This is a genomic window from Enterobacter sp. C3_dUdeg (assembly GCF_057536195.1).
In genome coordinates this window covers 1376232-1395185 of sequence record NZ_BAAKFX010000001.1, presented here as the reverse complement: position 1 = coordinate 1395185, position 18954 = coordinate 1376232, and the positions used below count along the sequence as shown (strand labels likewise).

General features: G+C 54.8%; 22 protein-coding genes. 11 read left to right on the top strand and 11 right to left on the bottom strand.

The window, feature by feature from the left end:
- Window positions 1–243 precede the first annotated feature (243 nt).
- Window positions 244–801, top strand: a complete 558-nt coding sequence (ves, locus tag AC27FC_RS06600) for an environmental stress-induced protein Ves (protein WP_023311280.1) — start codon at window positions 244–246, stop codon at window positions 799–801.
- Here ves and cho read toward each other — a convergent pair.
- The gene (gene cho / locus AC27FC_RS06595) at window positions 779–1669 is read right to left on the bottom strand and encodes an excinuclease Cho (protein ID WP_182383381.1); all 891 of its coding nucleotides are present in this window, start codon (window positions 1667–1669) and stop codon (window positions 779–781) included. The genes ves and cho overlap by 23 nt on opposite strands.
- 166 nt (window positions 1670–1835) lie before the next feature.
- A complete protein-coding gene (nadE, locus tag AC27FC_RS06590) occupies window positions 1836–2663 on the bottom strand; it encodes an ammonia-dependent NAD(+) synthetase (RefSeq protein ID WP_033145265.1) in 828 nt (275 codons plus the stop codon).
- A 232-nt stretch (window positions 2664–2895) separates the two neighbouring features.
- Here nadE and osmE point away from each other — a divergent pair, with 232 nt between their 5' ends.
- The 7 genes from osmE to chbG all read left to right on the top strand — a co-directional run bounded on the left by osmE (window position 2896) and on the right by chbG (window position 8746).
- Entirely contained in the window at window positions 2896–3240 is a 345-nt protein-coding gene (osmE, locus tag AC27FC_RS06585; protein ID WP_010430142.1) for an osmotically-inducible lipoprotein OsmE, read from the top strand.
- A 281-nt stretch (window positions 3241–3521) separates the two neighbouring features.
- Window positions 3522–3839, top strand: a complete 318-nt coding sequence (gene chbB / locus AC27FC_RS06580) for a PTS N,N'-diacetylchitobiose transporter subunit IIB (protein WP_008500676.1) — start codon at window positions 3522–3524, stop codon at window positions 3837–3839.
- Window positions 3840–3918: 79 nt separating this feature from the next.
- Window positions 3919–5277, top strand: coding sequence for a PTS N,N'-diacetylchitobiose transporter subunit IIC (chbC, locus tag AC27FC_RS06575; protein WP_023311283.1), 1359 nt, complete (start codon window positions 3919–3921; stop codon window positions 5275–5277).
- 47 nt (window positions 5278–5324) lie between these two features.
- Window positions 5325–5672 (top strand): PTS N,N'-diacetylchitobiose transporter subunit IIA, encoded by a 348-nt coding sequence (chbA, locus tag AC27FC_RS06570; protein WP_023311284.1) that lies wholly within the window; start codon window positions 5325–5327, stop codon window positions 5670–5672.
- Window positions 5673–5677: 5 nt separating this feature from the next.
- Window positions 5678–6520, top strand: coding sequence for a transcriptional regulator ChbR (gene chbR, locus AC27FC_RS06565; protein ID WP_071789366.1), 843 nt, complete (start codon window positions 5678–5680; stop codon window positions 6518–6520).
- 109 nt (window positions 6521–6629) lie between these two features.
- Window positions 6630–7985 (top strand): 6-phospho-beta-glucosidase, encoded by a 1356-nt coding sequence (locus tag AC27FC_RS06560; protein ID WP_112778373.1) that lies wholly within the window; start codon window positions 6630–6632, stop codon window positions 7983–7985.
- Between the two features lie 11 nt (window positions 7986–7996).
- Window positions 7997–8746, top strand: coding sequence for a chitin disaccharide deacetylase (gene chbG, locus AC27FC_RS06555; protein WP_094935158.1), 750 nt, complete (start codon window positions 7997–7999; stop codon window positions 8744–8746).
- A 102-nt stretch (window positions 8747–8848) separates the two neighbouring features.
- Here chbG and katE read toward each other — a convergent pair whose 3' ends face one another.
- Window positions 8849–11098 (bottom strand): catalase HPII, encoded by a 2250-nt coding sequence (gene katE, locus AC27FC_RS06550; RefSeq protein WP_487159855.1) that lies wholly within the window; start codon window positions 11096–11098, stop codon window positions 8849–8851.
- A 50-nt stretch (window positions 11099–11148) separates the two neighbouring features.
- Between katE and cedA the strand changes: the two genes are divergently transcribed.
- The gene (gene cedA, locus AC27FC_RS06545) at window positions 11149–11541 is read left to right on the top strand and encodes a cell division activator CedA (RefSeq protein ID WP_315987703.1); all 393 of its coding nucleotides are present in this window, start codon (window positions 11149–11151) and stop codon (window positions 11539–11541) included.
- A 48-nt stretch (window positions 11542–11589) separates the two neighbouring features.
- On the opposite strand, the gene tcyP is transcribed toward cedA, so the two are convergent.
- The 3 genes from tcyP to hxpB all read right to left on the bottom strand — a co-directional run bounded on the left by tcyP (window position 11590) and on the right by hxpB (window position 14472).
- Window positions 11590–12981 carry a cystine/sulfocysteine:cation symporter gene (gene tcyP, locus AC27FC_RS06540; protein WP_008500667.1) on the bottom strand — a complete coding sequence of 464 codons (1392 nt, stop codon included), beginning with the start codon at window positions 12979–12981 and terminating at the stop codon, window positions 11590–11592.
- Window positions 12982–13108: 127 nt separating this feature from the next.
- Window positions 13109–13699, bottom strand: a complete 591-nt coding sequence (locus AC27FC_RS06535; protein WP_014883483.1) for a metal-dependent hydrolase — start codon at window positions 13697–13699, stop codon at window positions 13109–13111.
- A 101-nt stretch (window positions 13700–13800) separates the two neighbouring features.
- A complete protein-coding gene (hxpB, locus tag AC27FC_RS06530) occupies window positions 13801–14472 on the bottom strand; it encodes a hexitol phosphatase HxpB (RefSeq protein WP_032657872.1) in 672 nt (223 codons plus the stop codon).
- Between the two features lie 148 nt (window positions 14473–14620).
- Between hxpB and AC27FC_RS06525 the strand changes: the two genes are divergently transcribed.
- Window positions 14621–15157 (top strand): YniB family protein, encoded by a 537-nt coding sequence (locus AC27FC_RS06525; protein WP_196354556.1) that lies wholly within the window; start codon window positions 14621–14623, stop codon window positions 15155–15157.
- A 35-nt stretch (window positions 15158–15192) separates the two neighbouring features.
- On the opposite strand, the gene AC27FC_RS06520 is transcribed toward AC27FC_RS06525, so the two are convergent.
- The 3 genes from AC27FC_RS06520 to pfkB form a co-directional block, all read right to left on the bottom strand.
- Window positions 15193–16053 carry a fructosamine kinase family protein gene (locus AC27FC_RS06520; RefSeq protein WP_029740438.1) on the bottom strand — a complete coding sequence of 287 codons (861 nt, stop codon included), beginning with the start codon at window positions 16051–16053 and terminating at the stop codon, window positions 15193–15195.
- Between the two features lie 105 nt (window positions 16054–16158).
- A complete protein-coding gene (ghoS, locus tag AC27FC_RS06515) occupies window positions 16159–16449 on the bottom strand; it encodes a type V toxin-antitoxin system endoribonuclease antitoxin GhoS (RefSeq protein ID WP_143347198.1) in 291 nt (96 codons plus the stop codon).
- Window positions 16450–16555: 106 nt separating this feature from the next.
- Window positions 16556–17488, bottom strand: coding sequence for a 6-phosphofructokinase II (gene pfkB, locus AC27FC_RS06510; RefSeq protein ID WP_196354803.1), 933 nt, complete (start codon window positions 17486–17488; stop codon window positions 16556–16558).
- Between the two features lie 295 nt (window positions 17489–17783).
- On the opposite strand from pfkB, the gene AC27FC_RS06505 reads away from it, so the two are divergent.
- A complete protein-coding gene (locus AC27FC_RS06505) occupies window positions 17784–18542 on the top strand; it encodes a DUF481 domain-containing protein (protein ID WP_033145273.1) in 759 nt (252 codons plus the stop codon).
- Between the two features lie 80 nt (window positions 18543–18622).
- Here AC27FC_RS06505 and yniD read toward each other — a convergent pair whose 3' ends face one another.
- Both yniD and yncL read right to left on the bottom strand, forming a co-directional pair.
- Complete coding sequence (gene yniD, locus AC27FC_RS06500; protein WP_008500658.1) at window positions 18623–18730, bottom strand: small membrane protein YniD; 108 nt, start codon at window positions 18728–18730, stop codon at window positions 18623–18625.
- A gap of 98 nt (window positions 18731–18828) precedes the next feature.
- The gene (gene yncL, locus AC27FC_RS06495) at window positions 18829–18921 is read right to left on the bottom strand and encodes a stress response membrane protein YncL (protein ID WP_021241082.1); all 93 of its coding nucleotides are present in this window, start codon (window positions 18919–18921) and stop codon (window positions 18829–18831) included.
- Window positions 18922–18954 lie beyond the last annotated feature (33 nt).

Below are 18954 nucleotides of genomic sequence, written 5' to 3'. Positions count from 1 at the left end.
TGGACAGGACCGGCGGTTTTTCTTTCCTGCCCTCTTGCCTGCCGCCGCCAGCGCGGTATCCTCCTGTAGTCGCGTCAGAGAATGTTTGCAGAGTCATGGCGTTAGAATTTTTATTAACGTTCCGCTAAGGCCTGCCCGCTCTGCTGCCGATACTGTTTCTGTGAATACCCAACGATAACAAACAAGACAGCAACGATAGCGATATCCTTGCCCTGGCACGGGTTGTGCCATTCAGGAGTGGTGATGGAGTTCTTTGATATCCGTAAGATGCCGGTCAGCCTCTGGCGCAATGGTGCTGGCGAAACGCGTGAGATTTGCTGCTTCCCTCCCGCGACGCGCGATTTTCACTGGCGTGCCAGTATCGCGACGATTGCCAGCAACGGCGAATTCTCCTCGTTTCCCGGTGTTGACCGGGTGATTACCTTGCTGGAAGGGGGAGAGGTGACGCTGGACGCGGGTCAGGCGTTCTCCCATACCCTCAAGCATCATCAGCCCTACAGTTTTGCCGGCGATCTGCCGGTAAAAGCGCTGCTTTCAGATGGGCGGATGGCGATGGACTTTAACATCATGACCCGGCGCGACTGCTGCCGGGCGAAGGTGCGCGTTGCTGACCGAACCTTCACCACCTTTGGCTCACGCGGGGGCGTGGTGTTCGTGCTAAGCGGGGCGTGGCAGCTGGGCGATAAATTGCTGACGGCCGATCAGGGTGCCAGCTGGGAGGAGGGTACCCATACGCTGCGTCTGCTGGAGGCTCAGGGCACCTTATTGTTCAGCGAAATCACGTGGCTGCCGGGTCATTGAGCACAATGATCTCAAACTTTCCTGTCAGGACCGGTTTACAGAGAATTTTGTAGCCATCGTGGTCAAATCCGGCGGGCGTGCGCAGCAGGGTTGCCGCGTCGTTGATGTCGTCGACAGCGCCCAGCCAGAGCCAGTTGTTGACGATGTGATACTGGGTCATGGCCTCGCCCACTTCTTTTAGCGCAACGGCGCTTTCCCAGGGCCAGCAGTTCACGCTGATGGCCGCCAGACCGGTGAGAAGCCGGGCGTGATGCGCCTCAACGCTCTCTTTCCCGCAGCACGCACCGGCGCAGCGCTTCAGCGCGGATCGAAAACAGGCGCGTCCGCGGGTGGTTGCCTCCAGACCTAAAAGGCTGTAGCAAAGCTGTAAATCGTCCGCCAGCGTCTGCAGCGCCTGGAGCGCGGCGCGTTTATTGGCGAATAGCCCATAGAGATTCGGGGCATGAGAAAAATCGACGTCGCGCGCGTAGACGACCTGCGGCCTGCCATCGTTTATCTGCAGCGAGCAGAGCTGACGGTTGCGGCGCAGGCGCTTATTGAACAACGGCTGTTGTTCTTTTATCAACCGCGCCTCCAGCAACAGCGCGCCCATTTCTCCCGCCGTCTGGAACCAGGAAATGCGTCGCGACTGGCGCAGCATGGCGGCCTCGTCCGGCGTACGGAGATGGGATAACACCCGACTGCGAATGTTAACGCTCTTGCCGATATAGAGCGGCAGGGTATCGCTTTCACCGTGAAAGATGTACACGCCCGGCTGTTTAGGCAGCGCCTCAAGCCAGGGGCGAAGGTGCTCGGGATATTCGTAGATAGCCGCCGCTTCAAATTCAAGACGCGGGGCGGATTGACGCCTGCTCACATACTGCTCCATATACTGTTCAGGCATACAGTGTAACAGGAGTGTGATGGTTAAAAAAGAGCCGGGTGGCGGCTAAGCCTTACCCGGCCAGGACGTGCGGCCTGATGCCCTCACCTCAACCCTCTCCCATGGGAGAGGGCGCAAACATTAAAAGCGGTAACCTGGTTACCGCTTTGCTTTATTTTTTCCAGAAGTCGTCAAACACCGTAATTGGCGTGTGGCGCTTGTGCTCGGTTTTCAGATACCAGCCTTCGATGATTTTCGCGGTCCGTTCATCCAGCTTTTTGCCTTCCAGATAATCATCGATGTTGTCATAGGTGACGCCAAGGGCCGCTTCATCCGGCAGGGAAGGGCGATCGTCTTCAAGGTCCGCTGTCGGCGCTTTCTTATACAGATGCTCAGGACAGCCCAGCGCGGCCAGCAGCTGCTTACCCTGACGCTTGTTGAGACGGAAGATCGGGTTAATGTCGGTGCCGCCGTCGCCGTATTTGGTGAAGAAACCGGTGATCGCTTCTGCCGCATGATCGGTGCCGACCACAACGCCTTTGGTCATCCCGGCGATGCTGTACTGCGCTTTCATGCGCTCGCGGGCCTTCTCGTTGCCGCGAACAAAATCGCTCAGCTCAATGCCCGCTTCGCGAAGCGCCTGCTCGCTTGCCAGCACCGAGCCCTTAATATTTACGGTCAGCACGCGGTCAGGCTGAATGAAGGCAATGGCATCCTGGCAATCCTGCTCGTCCGCCTGTACGCCATAAGGAAGACGCACCGCGATAAACTGTAGTTTCTCATCACCCGTCTCTTCGCGAAGCTCTGAAATCGCCATCTGGCAGAGTTTACCGGTCAGGGTAGAGTCCTGGCCGCCGCTAATGCCCAGCACCAGGGATTTCAGGAAAGCGTTCTTTTTTAAGTACGATTTTAAAAAATCCACGCTGCGGCGGATCTCTTCATGTGCATCTACCGTAGGCTTCGCGCCCAGTGCCTGAATAATCTCTTGTTGCAGAGCCATCACGCCCTCCATATGCAGTACATAAACAGAATGTGTTAGCTGTTAAAACTAACCCTTTGGGCGAGAAACGACAAGGATCACAGTTTCGAGTGCGCTAATTTGCGCCGATTTAGCAGGTTATCGTTGTTTTATTAGAATTTTCCGAAATTCGTCTGGCGTAACTCACAAAGTTGAACAATAGTACTTTTTATCCCATGCTTAGATAACACGCTGATAAACAAGAGGACGGAATATGAACAAGAACGTAGCAGGAATTCTTAGCGCAGCGGCGGTACTGACTATGCTGGCAGGGTGTACGGCTTACGATCGCACTAAGGATCAGTTTACACAGCCCGTAGTAAAAGACGTTAAAAAAGGCATGACCCGTTCGCAGGTGGCTGCGATTGCCGGTAAACCTTCTTCTGAAGTGACCATGATTCATGCGAAAGGGACCTGCCAGACCTATATCCTGGGTCAACGTGATGGTAAGGCAGAAACCTACTTCGTCGCCCTGGATGATACCGGTCATGTGATCAACTCCGGCTATCAGACCTGTGCTGAATACGACACCGATCCGCAGGCACCTAAGGCGCAGTAACCCTGCTTGCCTGAGGATGTTAACAAACCGGCCCATGGGCCGGTTTTTTTATGCATCAGAAAATCTTATTTCTTTGCGCGAATTATTTGCCCGAAATGTGAAGGGAGTCAACAAGTCAGGTCAATGAGAGACAATTTGAGCCTATCCAGAATTATCCCCTGTCTGTACCATTGCGTATACTCACTCCAACGATAAACAACAGTACGCAAGCTACCTGTCTGCCGGGACAGCGAGTCGAGTGATAGCGCGATGGCAGGTAGTTATATAAGAGGGAAATCACGATGGAAAAGAAACATATCTACCTGTTCTGCTCAGCGGGCATGTCAACGTCGCTTCTGGTGTCAAAGATGCGTGCGCAGGCTGAAAAGTATGAAGTCCCTGTGGTGATTGAAGCGTTTCCAGAGACGCTGGCGGGCGAAAAAGGCCAGACAGCCGATGTTGTTTTACTGGGGCCGCAAATTGCCTATATGTTGCCCGAAATTCAACGACTGTTACCGAATAAACCGGTCGAAGTGATCGACTCGGGGCTGTACGGCAAAATTGATGGTTTAGGTGTTCTTAAAGCTGCTGTGGCAGCCATTAAAAAAGCTGCTAATTAATTTTTATTTTTCCCGTCAAAGAGTTATTTCACACACAATACGCCGTAACATGCGTTACGGCATTTAAGGGTATTTTCCTATGAGTAAAGTCATCGCTTCACTTGAAAAGGTACTCCTTCCTTTTGCTGTTAAAATAGGAAAGCAGCCTCACGTTAATGCCATCAAAAACGGCTTTATTAAATTAATGCCGTTGACGCTGGCCGGGGCCATGTTCGTTTTAATTAACAACGTTTTTCTGAGCTTTGGTGAAGGTTCCTTCTTTTATTCATTAGGAATTCGGTTAGACGCTTCCACTATTGAAACCCTTAATGGTTTTAAAGCCATTGGCGGCAACGTCTATAACGGTACGTTAGGGATTATGTCGCTGATGGCGCCTTTCTTTATTGGGATGGCACTGGCAGAAGAGCGTAAAGTGGATCCGCTGGCTGCCGGGTTATTATCCGTCGCCGCCTTTATGACCGTAACGCCTTATAGCGTGGGTGAAGCCTATGCCGTTGGCGCCAACTGGCTGGGCGGGGCCAACATCATCTCCGGTATTGTTATCGGCCTGGTGGTGGCAGAAATGTTCACCTTTATTATCCGCCGCAACTGGGTTATCCGCCTGCCGGATAGCGTACCGGCTTCCGTTTCTCGTTCATTTTCCGCGTTGATTCCAGGCTTCATTATTCTCTCCATCATGGGGATTATCGCCTGGGCGCTCTCCCACTGGGGCACTAACTTCCACCAGATCATCATGGACTCTATCTCTACGCCGCTGGCGTCGATGGGTGGCGTGGTCGGTTGGGCGTATGTGATTTTCACCTCTCTGCTGTGGTTCTTTGGCGTGCATGGTTCACTGGCACTGGCCGCGCTGGACAGCGGGATTATGACCCCCTGGGCACTGGAAAACGTTGCGCTTTACCAGCAGTACGGCTCCGTTGACGCGGCGCTGGCAGCGGGTAAAACCTTCCATGTGTGGGCGAAGCCGATGCTTGACTCCTATATCTTCCTGGGCGGTACCGGGGCGACCTTGGGTCTGATCATCGCGGTCTTTATTGTCTCTCGTCGTGCTGACTACCGTCAGGTCGCGAAGCTGGCGCTGCCATCAGGCATCTTCCAGATTAACGAACCGATTCTGTTCGGTCTGCCAATCATCATGAACCCGGTAATGTTCATTCCGTTCATCCTGATTCAGCCGCTGCTGGCCGCGATCACCCTGACGGCGTATTACATGGGCATCATTCCACCGGTCACCAACATTGCGCCGTGGACCATGCCGGCGGGCCTGGGCGCCTTCTTTAACACCAACGGTAGCGTCGCGGCCTTCCTGCTGGCGATATTCAACCTCGGGATTGCCACCCTGCTGTACATGCCGTTCGTGGCGATTGCCAACAAAGCCGCCACCATTATTGATGAAGAAGAGAGCGAAGAGGATATTGCCCTCTCACTGAAATTCTAAGATTGACCGGCGCGGGGAAGCCCGCGCCAGCCACAAGGAGCTTAAACATGTTAGATTTGGATAGTATTGTCGCAGACGAAGCCGTCGAGAACGATCTCGAAGAAGTGGTGATGGGGCTTATCATCAACTCCGGACAGGCCCGCAGCCTGGCCTATGCCGCACTGAAGCAGGCCAAGCAGGGAGATTTCGCCGCCGCGAAAACCATGATGGACCAGTCCCGCACGGCGCTGAACGAAGCGCACCTGGTGCAGACAAAGCTGATTGAAGGCGATCAGGGCGAAGGGAAGATGAAGGTCAGCCTGGTGCTGGTCCACGCGCAGGATCACCTGATGACCTCGATGCTGGCGCGTGAGCTGGTGGCGGAGCTTATCGAGCTTCACGAGAAAATGCACTGAGTCGGATTTCGCAGCAGGAGGTCAGCACGATGGAAATTAAAACCGCACTTGAACAGCAGCTGTTTAACGGCAAAAATTTTCACGTGGTTATCTACAACAAGACGGAGAGCGCCAGCGGTCTGCACCAGCATGACTACTACGAGTTCACGATTGTTCTGACCGGCCGCTACTACCAGGAGATCAACGGTAAGCGCGTCCTGCTTGAGCGAGGGGATTTTGTCTTCCTGCCGATGGGTTCTTATCACCAGAGCTTTTACGAATTTGGTGCCACCCGTATTCTGAATGTGGGCGTCAGCAGACGCTTCTTTGAGAAGCACTATCTGCCGCTGGTGCCGTTCTGCTTTGTGGCCTCCCAGGTCTATCGGGTCAAAAACGAGTTTATGACCTGGATTGAAACGGTTATCGCCTCGCTTAACTTCCGCGACAATGAATTTGATGAGTTTATTGAAACGGTGACCTTCTACGTGATGAACCGGCTGCGCCATCATCGTGAGGAGCAGCAGGTGACGGATGATATTCCACAGTGGCTGCGCAGCACCGTTGAGCTGATGCATGATAAAGGCCAGTTCAGCGAAAATGCGCTGGAAAATATGGTGTCACTGTCGGGAAAATCCCAGGAATATCTGACCCGCGCGACGCAGCGCTATTATCGTAAAACACCCGTGCAAATTATTAATGAAATCCGCATTAATTTTGCCAAGAAACAGCTGGAAATTACCAACTACTCTGTCACCGATATTGCGTACGAGTCAGGATACAGCAGTCCCAGCCTGTTTATTAAGACCTTTAAAAAATTGACTTCATTCACACCGAACAGTTACCGGAAGAATTTAACGGTAATTAATTAACTTTCGGCGGATTACCCGCCACAAATATTGCTTTAATGGCTTGCCCAAATAGCGGGAAGAGTACGCTATACCTTGCAGGCGATTAACCTGATACGCTAAGGGAGATATTATGCAGAAGAAATTAAAAGTCGTAACCATTGGTGGCGGCAGCAGCTATACCCCGGAATTACTTGAAGGTTTTCTGAAACGTTACCATGAATTACCGGTCAGCGAATTATGGCTGGTGGACGTGGAGGAAGGTCAGGAAAAGCTGAATATTATTTTCGACCTGTGCCAGCGCATGGTGGAGAAAGCCGGCGTGCCTCTGACCGTGCATAAAACCCTGGACCGCCGTCTGGCGCTGAAAGATGCGGATTTCGTCACCACCCAGCTGCGCGTCGGCCAGCTGAAGGCGCGCGAGCTGGACGAACGTATCCCGCTGAGCCACGGCTATCTCGGGCAGGAGACCAACGGCGCGGGCGGCCTGTTCAAAGGCCTGCGTACCATCCCGGTGATTTTCGACATCGTCAAAGACGTACAGGAGATCTGCCCGAACGCGTGGGTGATTAACTTCACCAACCCGGCCGGGATGGTGACCGAGGCGGTCTATCGTCATACCGGTTTCAAACGCTTTATCGGCGTCTGTAATATTCCGATTGGTATGAAGATGTTTATCCGCGACGTGCTGGCGCTGAACGACAGCGACGATCTCTCCATCGACCTGTTCGGCCTGAACCACATGGTATTCATTAAAGACGTGATCGTGAACGGAAAATCGCGCTTTGCCGAGCTGCTCGACGGCGTGGCTTCCGGTCGCCTGACGGCGGCATCGGTGAAAAACATCTTTGACCTGCCGTTCAGCGAAGGGCTGATCCGCTCGCTGAACCTGCTGCCGTGCTCGTACCTGCTTTACTACTTTAAGCAGAAAGAGATGCTGGCTATCGAAATGGGCGAGTACTATAAGGGCGGCGCGCGCGCGCAGATCGTTCAGAAAGTCGAGAAGCAGCTGTTCGATTTGTATAAAGATCCGAACCTGAACGTCAAACCGAAAGAGCTGGAGCAGCGCGGCGGGGCCTACTACTCCGATGCGGCGTGCGAAGTGATTAACGCCATCTACAACGACAAGCAGGCGGAACACTATGTCAACGTGCCGCACCACGGCCATATCGACAATATCCCGGCGGACTGGGCGGTCGAGATGACCTGCATCCTGGGACGCGAAGGTGCTAAACCGCATCCACGCATCACCCACTTCGATGATAAGGTCATGGGCCTGATCCACACCATCAAAGGCTTTGAAGTGGCGGCAAGCAACGCGGCGCTGAGCGGCGAGCTCAATGACGTGCTGCTGGCGCTGAACCTCAGCCCGCTGGTGCATTCCGACCGCGATGCGGAGCAGCTGGCCGGCGAGATGATCCTGGCGCATGAAAAATGGTTGCCGAACTTTGCCGCCACGATCGAGAAGCTGAAGTTCAAACACCACTGAGAGGACGCACAATGGAAAACCTGCTGATCGTTAATGCTGATGATTTTGGCCTCTCGAAAGGCCAGAACTACGGCATTATTGAAGCCTGTCGCCGGGGTGTTGTGACCTCGACCACGGCACTGGTGAATGGTGAGGCGGTTGAACACGCGGCGCAGCTGAGCCGCGAGGTGCCGGAGCTGGGCGTTGGCATGCATTTTGTGCTGACGCTCGGGATGCCGCTTTCGCCCATGCCGGGCCTGACGCGCGATGGCCAGCTGGGCAAATGGATTTGGGAACTGGCGGAACAGGGCGTTCTGCCTCTCGAAGAGATTGCCCGCGAGCTGGAGTGTCAGTTCAACCGCTTTGTTGACGCCTTTGGTAAGGCACCGACGCACATCGACAGCCATCACCACGTGCATATGATCCCGGCGATTTTCCCGATTGTCGCGGAGTTTGCGCAGCGTAAAGGCGTGGCGATGCGCGTGGATCGGGAGGCTCGCGGCGTGCCCGACTGCGCCGTGACCACCACTGAGGGATTCAGCAGCGCATTTTACGGCGATGAGATCGACGAAGCGCTGTTCCTTAAGGTGCTGGATGATTCCAGCGCGCGGGGGGAACGGTCGCTGGAGATCATGGCGCATCCTGCTTTTGTCGATAACATCGTACGTAAGAGCGCCTACTGCTGGCCGCGCCTGGCGGAGCTGAACGTGCTCACATCGGCGTCGCTGAAGTATGCGATTGCCGAGCGCGGGTATCGGTTGGGGACGTTCAGGGATCTTTGAGATACAGCCCGGTGGCGAGGTAAAAGCAAAACGGTAACCTGGGTTACCGTTTTTATTGTTTTCTCCCTCTCCCGTGGGAGAGGGGTGGGGTGAGGGTATTTTTTACGCCGGGATCTGGTCAATCTTACTGCTGCGCGACCAGACGCGGTGCGCGGCAAGCAAATCAAACAGCTTCGTCATAAAGGCATCGTCAACGTTGTCTCCCTCGACAATGCCGTCCTCACCCTGATCGGCCACCTTCAGCTGTGCCTTAAACCGTCGCGCGTCGCCGGACAGCGCGATCGGTTTCAGGTGCTTGTAGGCTTCCAGCAGATAATACACCGCGTCACCGTTGCTCAGCAGGCTGTCTATATCTCCGCACGGCACAATCACCGCATCGACGGTCAGCGATGGCGCCCCGGCAAAGGTCGCCGCCACCGGCAGCACGGAGCCGTCATCGGCGGTCACTTCCCCCATGCGGGAATAAAGCAGCTTCGCATGCACGCCCTGGGTCTTCAGCGCCTGCATAATCCCCAGCACGTCGCTGGCGCGGGTTTTGTCGTTCAGCAGGATGGCAACCACGCGGCCTTTAATCGAGCCACCCGGCACGGCATACAGGCTCAGCGACGGATCTTTCTTCACGCCGTTAACCTCTTTAGGCGGGGCAAGGTTGCGCTGCTCGTCGGTCAGCGTAATGCCCAGGTTATCCGCAACGCTCTGGGCGAGCTGAATATCAATGCGCGCCAGCTGATCGACCACCCGCTCGCGGATGTAGGTACGCACCACTTTGCTCAGCTCAAAGCTGAAGCCGCCGATAATGTGCTGTCGCTCAATCGGCGTCTGGCTGTTCCAGAACAGGCGAGGGTGGGCGTAATATTCGCCGAACGACGGGCTGCGCTCGCGAATTTTGTTGCCGTCGATACGCTCCTGGTACGATTCGAATCCACCGCGTTTCGGCGCCGGAGGCGTTTCGCGCGGCCAGTTATCGTTGATGGAGTTCGGCTCATAGTTCGCCGGATTGGTATCAATATCCTGACGGTGCATCCCGTCGCGCTGGAAATTGTGGTATGGGCAGGTTGGGCGGTTAATCGGAATTTCGTGGAAGTTCGGCCCGCCCAGACGGCTGATCTGCGTATCGGTATACGAGAACAAACGTCCCTGCAGGAGCGGATCGTTGGTGAAGTCCAGCCCCGGCACGATATGCCCCGGGTGGAATGCGGCCTGTTCGTTTTCGGCAAAGAAGTTATCCGGGTTGCGGTTGAGCACCATTTTACCCACCAGCTGAACCGGCACCAGCTCTTCCGGGATCAGCTTCGTCGGGTCAAGCAGGTCGAAATCGAACTTAAATTCGTCCTCTTCCGGAATGAGCTGCAGGCCCAGTTCATACTCCGGGAAGTCGCCCGCTTCAATGGACTCCCACAGCTCGCGGCGATGGAAATCCGGATCGCGACCGGTCAGCTTCTGCGCCTCGTCCCACACCAGGGAGGCTTTACCCGCCACCGGCTTCCAGTGGAAACGGACGAACGTGGCTTTACCCTCGGCGTTGATCAGACGGAAGGTATGGATGCCAAAGCCTTCCATGGTGCGATAGCTGCGCGGAATGCCGCGGTCTGACATCGCCCACATCACGTTGTGTAAGGTTTCAGGCTGCAGGGAGACATAGTCCCAGAAGGTGTCGTGCGCGCTTTGTCCCTGCGGTATGGCCCAGTGGGGCTCCGGTTTTACCGCATGGACAAAGTCAGGAAATTTATGCGCGTCCTGAATGAAGAACACCGGGATGTTATTGCCCACCAGATCGAAAATACCCTCTTCGGTATAAAACTTGGTGGCAAAGCCGCGGATATCCCGGACGGTATCTGCCGAACCCGCGCCGCCCTGTACGGTGGAGAAGCGCACAAATACCGGAGTGATTTTGTCCGGATCGGAGAGGAAATCCGCTTTGGTGATCGCTTTCAGGCTCTTATAGGGCTGGAAGTAGCCGTGCGCAGCGGAACCGCGCGCGTGGACGATGCGTTCCGGTATCCGCTCGTGGTCGAAATGGGTGATTTTTTCCCGCAGGATAAAATCTTCCAGCAGGGTTGGCCCGCGCGCGCCTGCGCGAAGGGAGTTCTGATCGTCAGCAATGCGCACGCCCTGATTGGTGGTCAGCGCAAAACCTTCGCCGCCTTTGCGGTGCGGCTCAAGCGATTTCAGCTTCTCGTTTCCCGTCTCCGGCGATTTCATGCTTCCCGGTGCGGTAGGCTGTTCGCCCGGTGCAGAGGGGCCAGGGGAGGGGCGATGAGAGCCGTCAGCAGGGGCGAGAGAGTCCATACCCGGTTGAGATTCCTCAGTGCCATGAATCGGTGATTGATGTGTTTTATCTTTGTTCGACATTGCACGCTTCTCCTTTATCCATTGCTAAAAACCCTATTAAGGATAGAACAATGTCGCGAGATGGCTCGCGAACTAAGAGTTTTCACATGCCGTCATTGACGAAAGGAGCCTTCTCACCCACTCGGGGCGCGACGGAAGGCAGCAGGATCGGCTATCATAGAATTTTCCTGCTTCAAGAATTTGCTTTAGTGAACCAGTCGCTTATGAAACCTCTTCGTCAACAAAACCGCCAGGTTATTAGCTATGTGCCCCGCGTTGAGCCCGCGCCGCCTGACCATGCCCTGAAAGTGGAGGGTTTTCGCGATGTCTGGCAGCTTCGGGGGAAATACGTGGCCTTCGTGCTGATCGGCGAACATTTCCGCCGCTCGCCCACGTTTACGGTGCCGGAGTCAGCGCAGCGGTGGGCGATGCAGATCCGCCAGGATGAAGAGGTTGAAGAATAACAGCCATAAAAAAACCGCCATCAGGCGGTTTTTTTATTTCTACCGAGTTTAACGGTGCGCCAGCTCGGCGTCGTCTTCACTTTCCAGAATCGCTTTGTCGGTCTGCTTCAGCCACTGGCTGGTCAGCGTACCGGCGGTCATGGAGCCGCTTACGTTCAGCGCGGTACGGCCCATGTCGATCAGCGGCTCAACGGAGATCAGCAGCGCGACCAGCGTCACGGGCAGGCCCAGCGCGGGCAGCACAATCAGCGCGGCGAAGGTTGCGCCACCGCCAACGCCCGCAACGCCTGCGGAGCTTACGGTAACAATCCCGACCAGCGTGGCGATCCAGACCGGATCCAGCGGGTTAATCCCAACGGTAGGGGCGACCATCACGGCCAGCATCGCCGGATACAGACCCGCACAGCCGTTCTGACCAATGGTGGCACCAAAGGAGGCAGAGAAGCTGGCGATGGATTCAGGCACGCCCAGACGGCGGGTTTGCGCTTCAACGTTCAGCGGAATAGACGCGGCGCTGGAACGGCTGGTGAAGGCAAAGGTCAGTACCGGCCAGACTTTACGGAAGTATTTCAGCGGGCTGACGCCGTTTACGCCCAGCAGGATGCCGTGCACCACGAACATAATGCCCAGGCCCAGATAAGAGGCGACAACGAAGCTGCCCAGCTTAATGATGTCCTGCAGGTTAGAGCCGGCAACCACTTTGGTCATCAGCGCCAGCACGCCGTAAGGCGTCAGCTGCATCACCAGACGCACCAGCTTCATCACCCAGCTTTGCAGGGTATCAATCGCGGTCAGCACGCGTTCGCCTTTAGGCGCGTCGTCTTTCAGCAGCTTCAGCGCCGCTACGCCCAGGAACGCGGCGAAAATAACCACGCTGATGATCGAGGTTGGGCTCGCACCGGTCAGGTCAGCAAACGGGTTCTTCGGAATGAAGGAGAGCACCATCTGCGGCACGGTCAGATCAGCCACTTTACCCACGTAGTTGGTTTGAATCGCGGTAAGACGCGCCGTTTCAGCGGTACCCTGAACCAGACCTTCTGCGGTCAGGCCAAACAGGTTGGTGACCAGCACACCCACCAGCGCGGCAATCAGCGTGGTGAACAGCAGCGTACCAATGGTCAGGAAGCTGATTTTTCCCAGCTGAGTGGCGTTATGCAGGCGGGCAACGGCGCTCAGAATAGAGGCGAACACCAGCGGCATAACGATCATCTGCAGCAGCTGGACATAGCCGTTACCGACGATGTTGAACCACTGAATAGAATCTTTCAGAACTGGATTATCGGAGCCATAAATTGCCTGTAATGCCAGACCAAATACGACACCCATGGCCAGACCAACCAGCACTTTTTTCGCCAGGCTCCACTGTTTGTGGCGCGCCTGCGCGAGAAGCAATAGCAATACAACGAACACAACGACGTTCGCGATGAGTGGAAAATTCATCCCCGTTCTCCTGATTTATTATTGGGTCGGTTTTTACCGATCCTGTTGGCGGAAGGTTAGCAGAAGTGTGATGTAGCGCTTATATCCAAATGGAATGGGTTATGACAAATAGGATAATTTTGTTGGTTTACTGTTCAATCTGGTGATGAATAAAGCGATTGAACTGAAATTGCAGCGAATTAATCATCTGGGATGACCAGCGAACTGCACTGTTTTCGGGCAATGTTTGCGGCATCCAGACGGCGTAAGCAAATAGCGCCATGCACAATACGCGCTCAAGCTGGTTTCCTTTCTGCGGTGCGAGGATGGGAAAACGGAAACGCCAGCGGCAGGGCCAAAGCAGCGGCACGCCCGCAGGCGTCAGCATATCGGCGAGAATATGGCTTAAATAGCCCAGCACCATCCCCTGGATGGCATCGGCGGGGACTATCCAGCTTTCGGGCACCTTCAAATAGAAAAGCGTCAGCAGGCCAAACACGGCCAGCAGGCTGTGCGTAAACCCCCGGTGGCCGAACGCGCGGGCGATGGGTTTCGACACCCACTTCAGGCGTTGTCCGAGGAAGGACTTGGGGTGGTCAATGTCGGGCAGCAGACAGGTCAATACGGCGGAAGGGACAATATGCCACCAGTCCCCCTGTGCCAGCACGGGGGTGAGTTCAGCGTTTTTGGCAAATACTGCGCACGCAATAGAAAAAAGCAGGTGGCCTTCCGCCGTCATGATAAAACCCACAAAACTGTCAATTCATACAGTATAGGGTTTTTATACAGTAGGCGGAAGAGGTGACGGTGTAACTGTTTGTCACAAACCGGAGAAGGGCGTTAACCGCCCTGCAGATGATGCACCGTGAGTTCTGCCAGCGAGTTAAGCTTAACGTCGGCGAGGGCAAACCGGGGGTCGTGACGGCCTTCTTCAGCGGGCACCACAATGGAGCGCATCCGTGCAGCCTTCGACGCCACCATACCGTTAACGGAATCTTCCAGCGCAACGCAATTGAGGGGATCCAGGCCCAGCTTTGCGGCGCAGTCCAGATAGACCTGCGGGTGCGGCTTGCTGTAAGGCAATTTTTCAGCGGACGCCAGCGCGTCGAAACTGTCGCGCAGTTCAAACATCGTGAGCACTTTTTCCAGCATATGCAGCGGTGAAGCCGAGGCCAGTCCGACCTTCAGCCCCTGGGCTTTACACAGCGCGACGGCCTCACGTACGCCGGGTAGCAGCGGCCTGTTCTCTTCCACCAGAGAAATGGCGCGGCTGATAATGCGTGCGGTCACCTCATCGCGATTGGGACCTACCCAAGGCTGTTGGGCAAACCACAGGTCAACCACCATATCGATGCGCAGGCCCAGCGTATCGGGAAGTTCATTACGGCGGCTGATATCCACGCCGAGGCTGGCCATAACGTCCAGTTCGGCGCGATCCCACAGCGGTTCGGAATCGATCAGTAATCCATCCATGTCAAAAATTGCGGCAAGAATTTGGCGCGGTGTCGACATCACAACGTCTCCTTATCCAGGGTGTTCGACAGACGATACGTGCTAAGCACACTCTGCAATTTAGCATATTGCTTTTAAAGAGCGGGCGAAATTGATGACCAGCAGGTAGACTTAGGCACAAATAACGCGTCTTTATGAAGAGGAACTGATGACGTATCAACAAGCTGGACGCATTGCGGTCTTAAAACGTATTGCTGGCTGGGTGATTTTTATTCCTGCCGTCATTTCTACGCTGATTTCTGTACTCAAATTTATGTACGACCACAGCGAAAAACAGCCGGGTATCAATGCGGTAATGCTTGATTTCGCTCATGTCATGATTGAGATGATGCGTTTTAATACGCCATTTTTGAATGTCTTCTGGTTTAACTCACCTACCCCGGATTTTCATCAACAGCTGAATATCGGCTTTTGGGTGATATATGCCCTGATCTTTGTCGCGCTGGCATTACAGGCCTCTGGCGCGAGAATGAGTCGCCAGACGCGCTTTTTACGCGAAGGCGTTGAGGATCAGTTGATTCTGGAGCAGGCCAAAGGCCCGAAAGGAATGAGTCGGGAGCAGATTGAATCCCGCATTGTTGTGCCGCGTCACACCATTTTCCTGCAAATTTTCCCGCTCTACATCTTGCCCGTGATTATCATTGTGGCGGGATACTTCTTCTTCTCACTGCTCGGTTTTCTGTAAGCAATAAGGGTGGCGGCAAGGCCACCCTTATCTTCTCAGGCGGCAAGCATACGCTCGAGTGCCCGCTGCGCGTTAACAAGGTGTTCTCCGCCAAAAAGAATGGCACGGTTCATCAGCGTATAAAGCTGATACACCGGCTGGCGGTCGAGGAAACCGGGCGGGAGGGGGGAAACAGACTGGTATCCGTCGTATATTTGCGGCGGCTGCTCAGGATGAAGCGGCAGCATGGCAAGATCGCACTCTCTGTCACCCCAGTAGCAGGCCGGGTCAAAGATGTACGGGCCGTTGGGACCCAGCGCGCAGTTATTGGACCACAAATCGCCGTGCAGCAGAGACGCCTGAGGCTGGTGGGATGCCAGACGCTGTTGAACGTGCTCGACGATGGCGTCGATATTGCCAAACTCCAGCCCTTTCTCGGCGGCCAGCTCAAGCTGCCAGCCAATGCGCTGCTCGGCAAAAAATGTCGACCAACGACGCTGCCAGGCATTGGGCTGTGGCGTGGTGGAGAGATCGTTGTCAAAGTCGAGACCAAACTGCGGCTGGTCGCTCCATTGATGCAGGCGCGCCAACTGTTGGCCAAGGATGAACGCATTATGGGCATCCAGCGGGCGGGCGGGGAGATATTCCATCACCAGGAAGCTGTAGTCGCGGTCGCTCCCCACGGCCAGAACCTGCGGGACCGTGACCGTTTTACTGCGGGACAACAGTTCCAGCTGGTCGGCTTCGGCGGTAAATATTGGAAGCAGCTCTCGTTCATCGCATTTAACGAAGAGATCGCGCCCTGCGTAGCGTAAATGCCACGCGGCGTGGATCTCACCGCCTGGCAGTTCGTTACGCAGTTCAATTTCACCTTCACCCAGCTGCTCACGTAAAAGATGACTGATAGCCTGCCACATGTTGTCTCTCCCATGTTGTCTGCCAGATCATAAAGTTAGCGCATAACTGCGGTAAAAAAATACGAACTAACGCACACCTGAGCGGTTTAAATTCATACAGCGCACTTATTGTTCTTTTTTTCGCCAGCTTTCCCAGGTATCCACGTCAATTTCGGCAGGCTTGTCGGTCACGCTCTCCACCAGACTGGCGGCCAGCGCATGAACCTCTTCCTGGCTCAGGGCGCCAATCAGACCAAATGTCAGGGTGCCTAAATCATGAATGTTGCCCTCGTCATCCGTCAGCGTGAGGAGAAAATTAGCCCGGGTGAAAGCATTGTTGAGCTCATTCAGCTCGGTTAGCGATGCTTCATGAAGGTTGATGGTCACGACGTGGCGTGTGATGTCACCACTGCTCATAATTCACCTCATTGTTATCATGGAAGTTTTCTTAGCATAGTCGATAGTTTGCGTTTGGCGACTCAGAGACGACATTCCCCTCCGTAACGACGAAGGGGAACAGGCGTTAATTTCGGGACAGGTAATCGACGATTTTTTGCGTATCGGCAAGCGAACAGAGACGCGTGCCCTGGTTGATGGTGGCGGCGCTACCCGCCGCCACGCCGTAGCGTGTCATTTCGAGCAGAGAGGCGCCCTGCGCCAGTTTTAGCGTCATCGCACCCACCATGCTATCGCCAGCGCCAACCGTGCTCTGGCTCTTCATCGGCGGTGGGACAACCTGAACGGACGACGATTCATCGACTGCCAGCGCCCCCTGAGGGCCAAGGGAGACGACTACGCGCCTCGCTTTGCCGCCTCGCACCAGCTCCTGCGCGGCGGTGCGCACATCATCAGGCTGCGTCAGTTCGCGGTTGACCAGCGCGCTTAACTCTTTCTGGTTGGGTTTGACCAGCTCAAGATTGCCCGGCACCAGAGCCGCCTGCAGGGCCTCGCCGCTGCTGTCGACAATGCAGCGGATGCCGCGCTGCTGCGCGGCCTGAATCAGCGCCGTTAATTTTTCCGGGCTTACGCCGGGCGGCAGGCTGCCGCTTACCACCAGCAGCGCGCCGCTTTCTATCGTCAGCACTTTCTCTTCAAGCTGACGAAACTCGTCATCGCTGAGTTTCGCGCCCGGCATGACAAAACGGTACTGCTCGCCGCTTGATTCTACGTGGACATGCAGGTTTTGCCGCGTCCAGTCTTTGGCCTCAACGGTTTCAACGGCCACCTGTTCATCGGCCAGCAGAGAGACCAGGTATTCACCGGTAGCACCGCCTGCGGGAAAAATTGCCGTGGCTTTGCCGCCGAGGTGTGTAATGGCGCGCGCCACGTTGATCCCGCCGCCGCCGGGCTCAAAGACCGGGGCGCTGCAGCGCAATTTACCTTCCGGGTAAATCTGCGGCGTCAGGGTGGCGGAATCCAGGGAAGGGGAGAGCGTCAGAGTATAAATAGAAACCATCATTACCTCCTTTTAGCATGGGTTCTTATTAGCCTGGCACCATTTGTCAGGAAGGCAATGTAAATAACAGTATGATTTTAAATATGAATACTGACGAAAAGTGAGGCGGGGGATATATAAAATAAAACGCTTTTTGAGATCGTTCTTATTCAAAAAATGAAATAAGAAAACATTGCTATGTTATTTGCGGCTTTTTATAATTTGTTACCTTTCTCTGGACGCCTTGTCATTGATCCTCAAGAAAGATTCCGGGACCGTGTGGTCTCTTTTTTTGTTGTACGGACTCCTTAATAAAATGAAGCTTTTAAAGACAGTGCCCGCTGCACTGATGCTGGCGGGTGGCGTGTTTGCGGCTATGAACGCGACCGCTGATGATACCGTTTTTACTGTCATGGACGATCCTTCCACCGCGAAAAAACCGTTTGAAGGTAACCTGAACGCCGGATACCTGGCACAATCCGGTAACACGAAAAGCTCTTCTCTGACGGCGGACAGTACGCTCACCTGGTACGGTAATACCACCGCCTGGTCTCTATGGGGTAATGCCAGCAACACTTCTGCTAACGACGAACGTTCTTCCGAGAAGTATGCGGTAGGCGGACGTAGCCGTTACAACATGACCGACTATGACTACCTGTTTGGTCAGGCAAGCTGGTTAACCGACCGTTACAACGGTTATCGCCAGCGCGATGTATTCACCGCCGGTTATGGTCGCCAGTTCCTGAACGGTCCGGTACACAGCTTCCGTTTTGAATTCGGTCCGGGTGTGCGTTACGACGAGTACACCAATGGCGATACCAAAACCCAACCGCTCGGTTACGCTTCCGGTACCTATGCCTGGCAGATGACTGACAACACCAAATTTACCCAGGGTGTTTCTGTATTTGGTGCCGACGATACGACGCTGAACTCTGAGACGGCGCTGAACGTGGCTATCAACGAACACTTTGGCCTGAAAGTCGCCTACAACGTGACCTGGAACTCTTCACCACCAGAATCTGCACCGGATCATACCGACCGCAGAACCACGGTTTCACTGGGTTATAGAATGTAATAAAAGCGGGCCGATGATGATGTCGGCCCGTTTATTGTCTGCGGTCCTTTGACGTCCCTTCTGATGACTTGTCTTCGCCCCTAGCCCCAAATCATTGCCGCCCAACGGAGTAGCAGCATTGCGCCGCAGATGGCAATCAGCACCAGCACCATTTTCCAGTGTTTTACGGCAAATCGTTTAGTTGGCATAACCTAATCCTTGTTGGTTGATATCCCCAGTCTACCAAACAGGGCCGAAATATGCCCCTTCTCAGGATCGATTGGGTTATGCCAGCGCAGGATTCGGCTCAGAACCAGTGGAATCGTTCGGCGAGAATCAACAATAAACCTGTGGCGGAAAGGATGTTCAATATCACAACCGTTCTACTGGATACGTTCATGGTATGCACCTTTGGGTTTAAAGACCTGTTCAA

Bases quoted from the DNA above. Each gene is read 5' to 3' on its own strand.
- ves (WP_023311280.1), top strand. From the start codon at position 244: ATGGAGTTCTTTGATATCCGTAAGATGCCGGTCAGCCTCTGGCGCAAT.
- cho (WP_182383381.1), bottom strand. From the start codon at position 1,669: ATGGAGCAGTATGTGAGCAGGCGTCAATCCGCCCCGCGTCTTGAATTT.
- nadE (WP_033145265.1), bottom strand. From the start codon at position 2,663: ATGGCTCTGCAACAAGAGATTATTCAGGCACTGGGCGCGAAGCCTACG.
- osmE (WP_010430142.1), top strand. From the start codon at position 2,896: ATGAACAAGAACGTAGCAGGAATTCTTAGCGCAGCGGCGGTACTGACT.
- chbB (WP_008500676.1), top strand. From the start codon at position 3,522: ATGGAAAAGAAACATATCTACCTGTTCTGCTCAGCGGGCATGTCAACG.
- chbC (WP_023311283.1), top strand. From the start codon at position 3,919: ATGAGTAAAGTCATCGCTTCACTTGAAAAGGTACTCCTTCCTTTTGCT.
- chbA (WP_023311284.1), top strand. From the start codon at position 5,325: ATGTTAGATTTGGATAGTATTGTCGCAGACGAAGCCGTCGAGAACGAT.
- AC27FC_RS06560 (WP_112778373.1), top strand. From the start codon at position 6,630: ATGCAGAAGAAATTAAAAGTCGTAACCATTGGTGGCGGCAGCAGCTAT.
- chbG (WP_094935158.1), top strand. From the start codon at position 7,997: ATGGAAAACCTGCTGATCGTTAATGCTGATGATTTTGGCCTCTCGAAA.
- katE (WP_487159855.1), bottom strand. From the start codon at position 11,098: ATGTCGAACAAAGATAAAACACATCAATCACCGATTCATGGCACTGAG.
- cedA (WP_315987703.1), top strand. From the start codon at position 11,149: ATGTCGCGAGATGGCTCGCGAACTAAGAGTTTTCACATGCCGTCATTG.
- tcyP (WP_008500667.1), bottom strand. From the start codon at position 12,981: ATGAATTTTCCACTCATCGCGAACGTCGTTGTGTTCGTTGTATTGCTA.
- AC27FC_RS06535 (WP_014883483.1), bottom strand. From the start codon at position 13,699: ATGACGGCGGAAGGCCACCTGCTTTTTTCTATTGCGTGCGCAGTATTT.
- hxpB (WP_032657872.1), bottom strand. From the start codon at position 14,472: ATGTCGACACCGCGCCAAATTCTTGCCGCAATTTTTGACATGGATGGA.
- AC27FC_RS06525 (WP_196354556.1), top strand. From the start codon at position 14,621: ATGACGTATCAACAAGCTGGACGCATTGCGGTCTTAAAACGTATTGCT.
- AC27FC_RS06520 (WP_029740438.1), bottom strand. From the start codon at position 16,053: ATGTGGCAGGCTATCAGTCATCTTTTACGTGAGCAGCTGGGTGAAGGT.
- ghoS (WP_143347198.1), bottom strand. From the start codon at position 16,449: ATGAGCAGTGGTGACATCACACGCCACGTCGTGACCATCAACCTTCAT.
- pfkB (WP_196354803.1), bottom strand. From the start codon at position 17,488: ATGGTTTCTATTTATACTCTGACGCTCTCCCCTTCCCTGGATTCCGCC.
- AC27FC_RS06505 (WP_033145273.1), top strand. From the start codon at position 17,784: ATGAAGCTTTTAAAGACAGTGCCCGCTGCACTGATGCTGGCGGGTGGC.
- yniD (WP_008500658.1), bottom strand. From the start codon at position 18,730: ATGCCAACTAAACGATTTGCCGTAAAACACTGGAAAATGGTGCTGGTG.
- yncL (WP_021241082.1), bottom strand. From the start codon at position 18,921: ATGAACGTATCCAGTAGAACGGTTGTGATATTGAACATCCTTTCCGCC.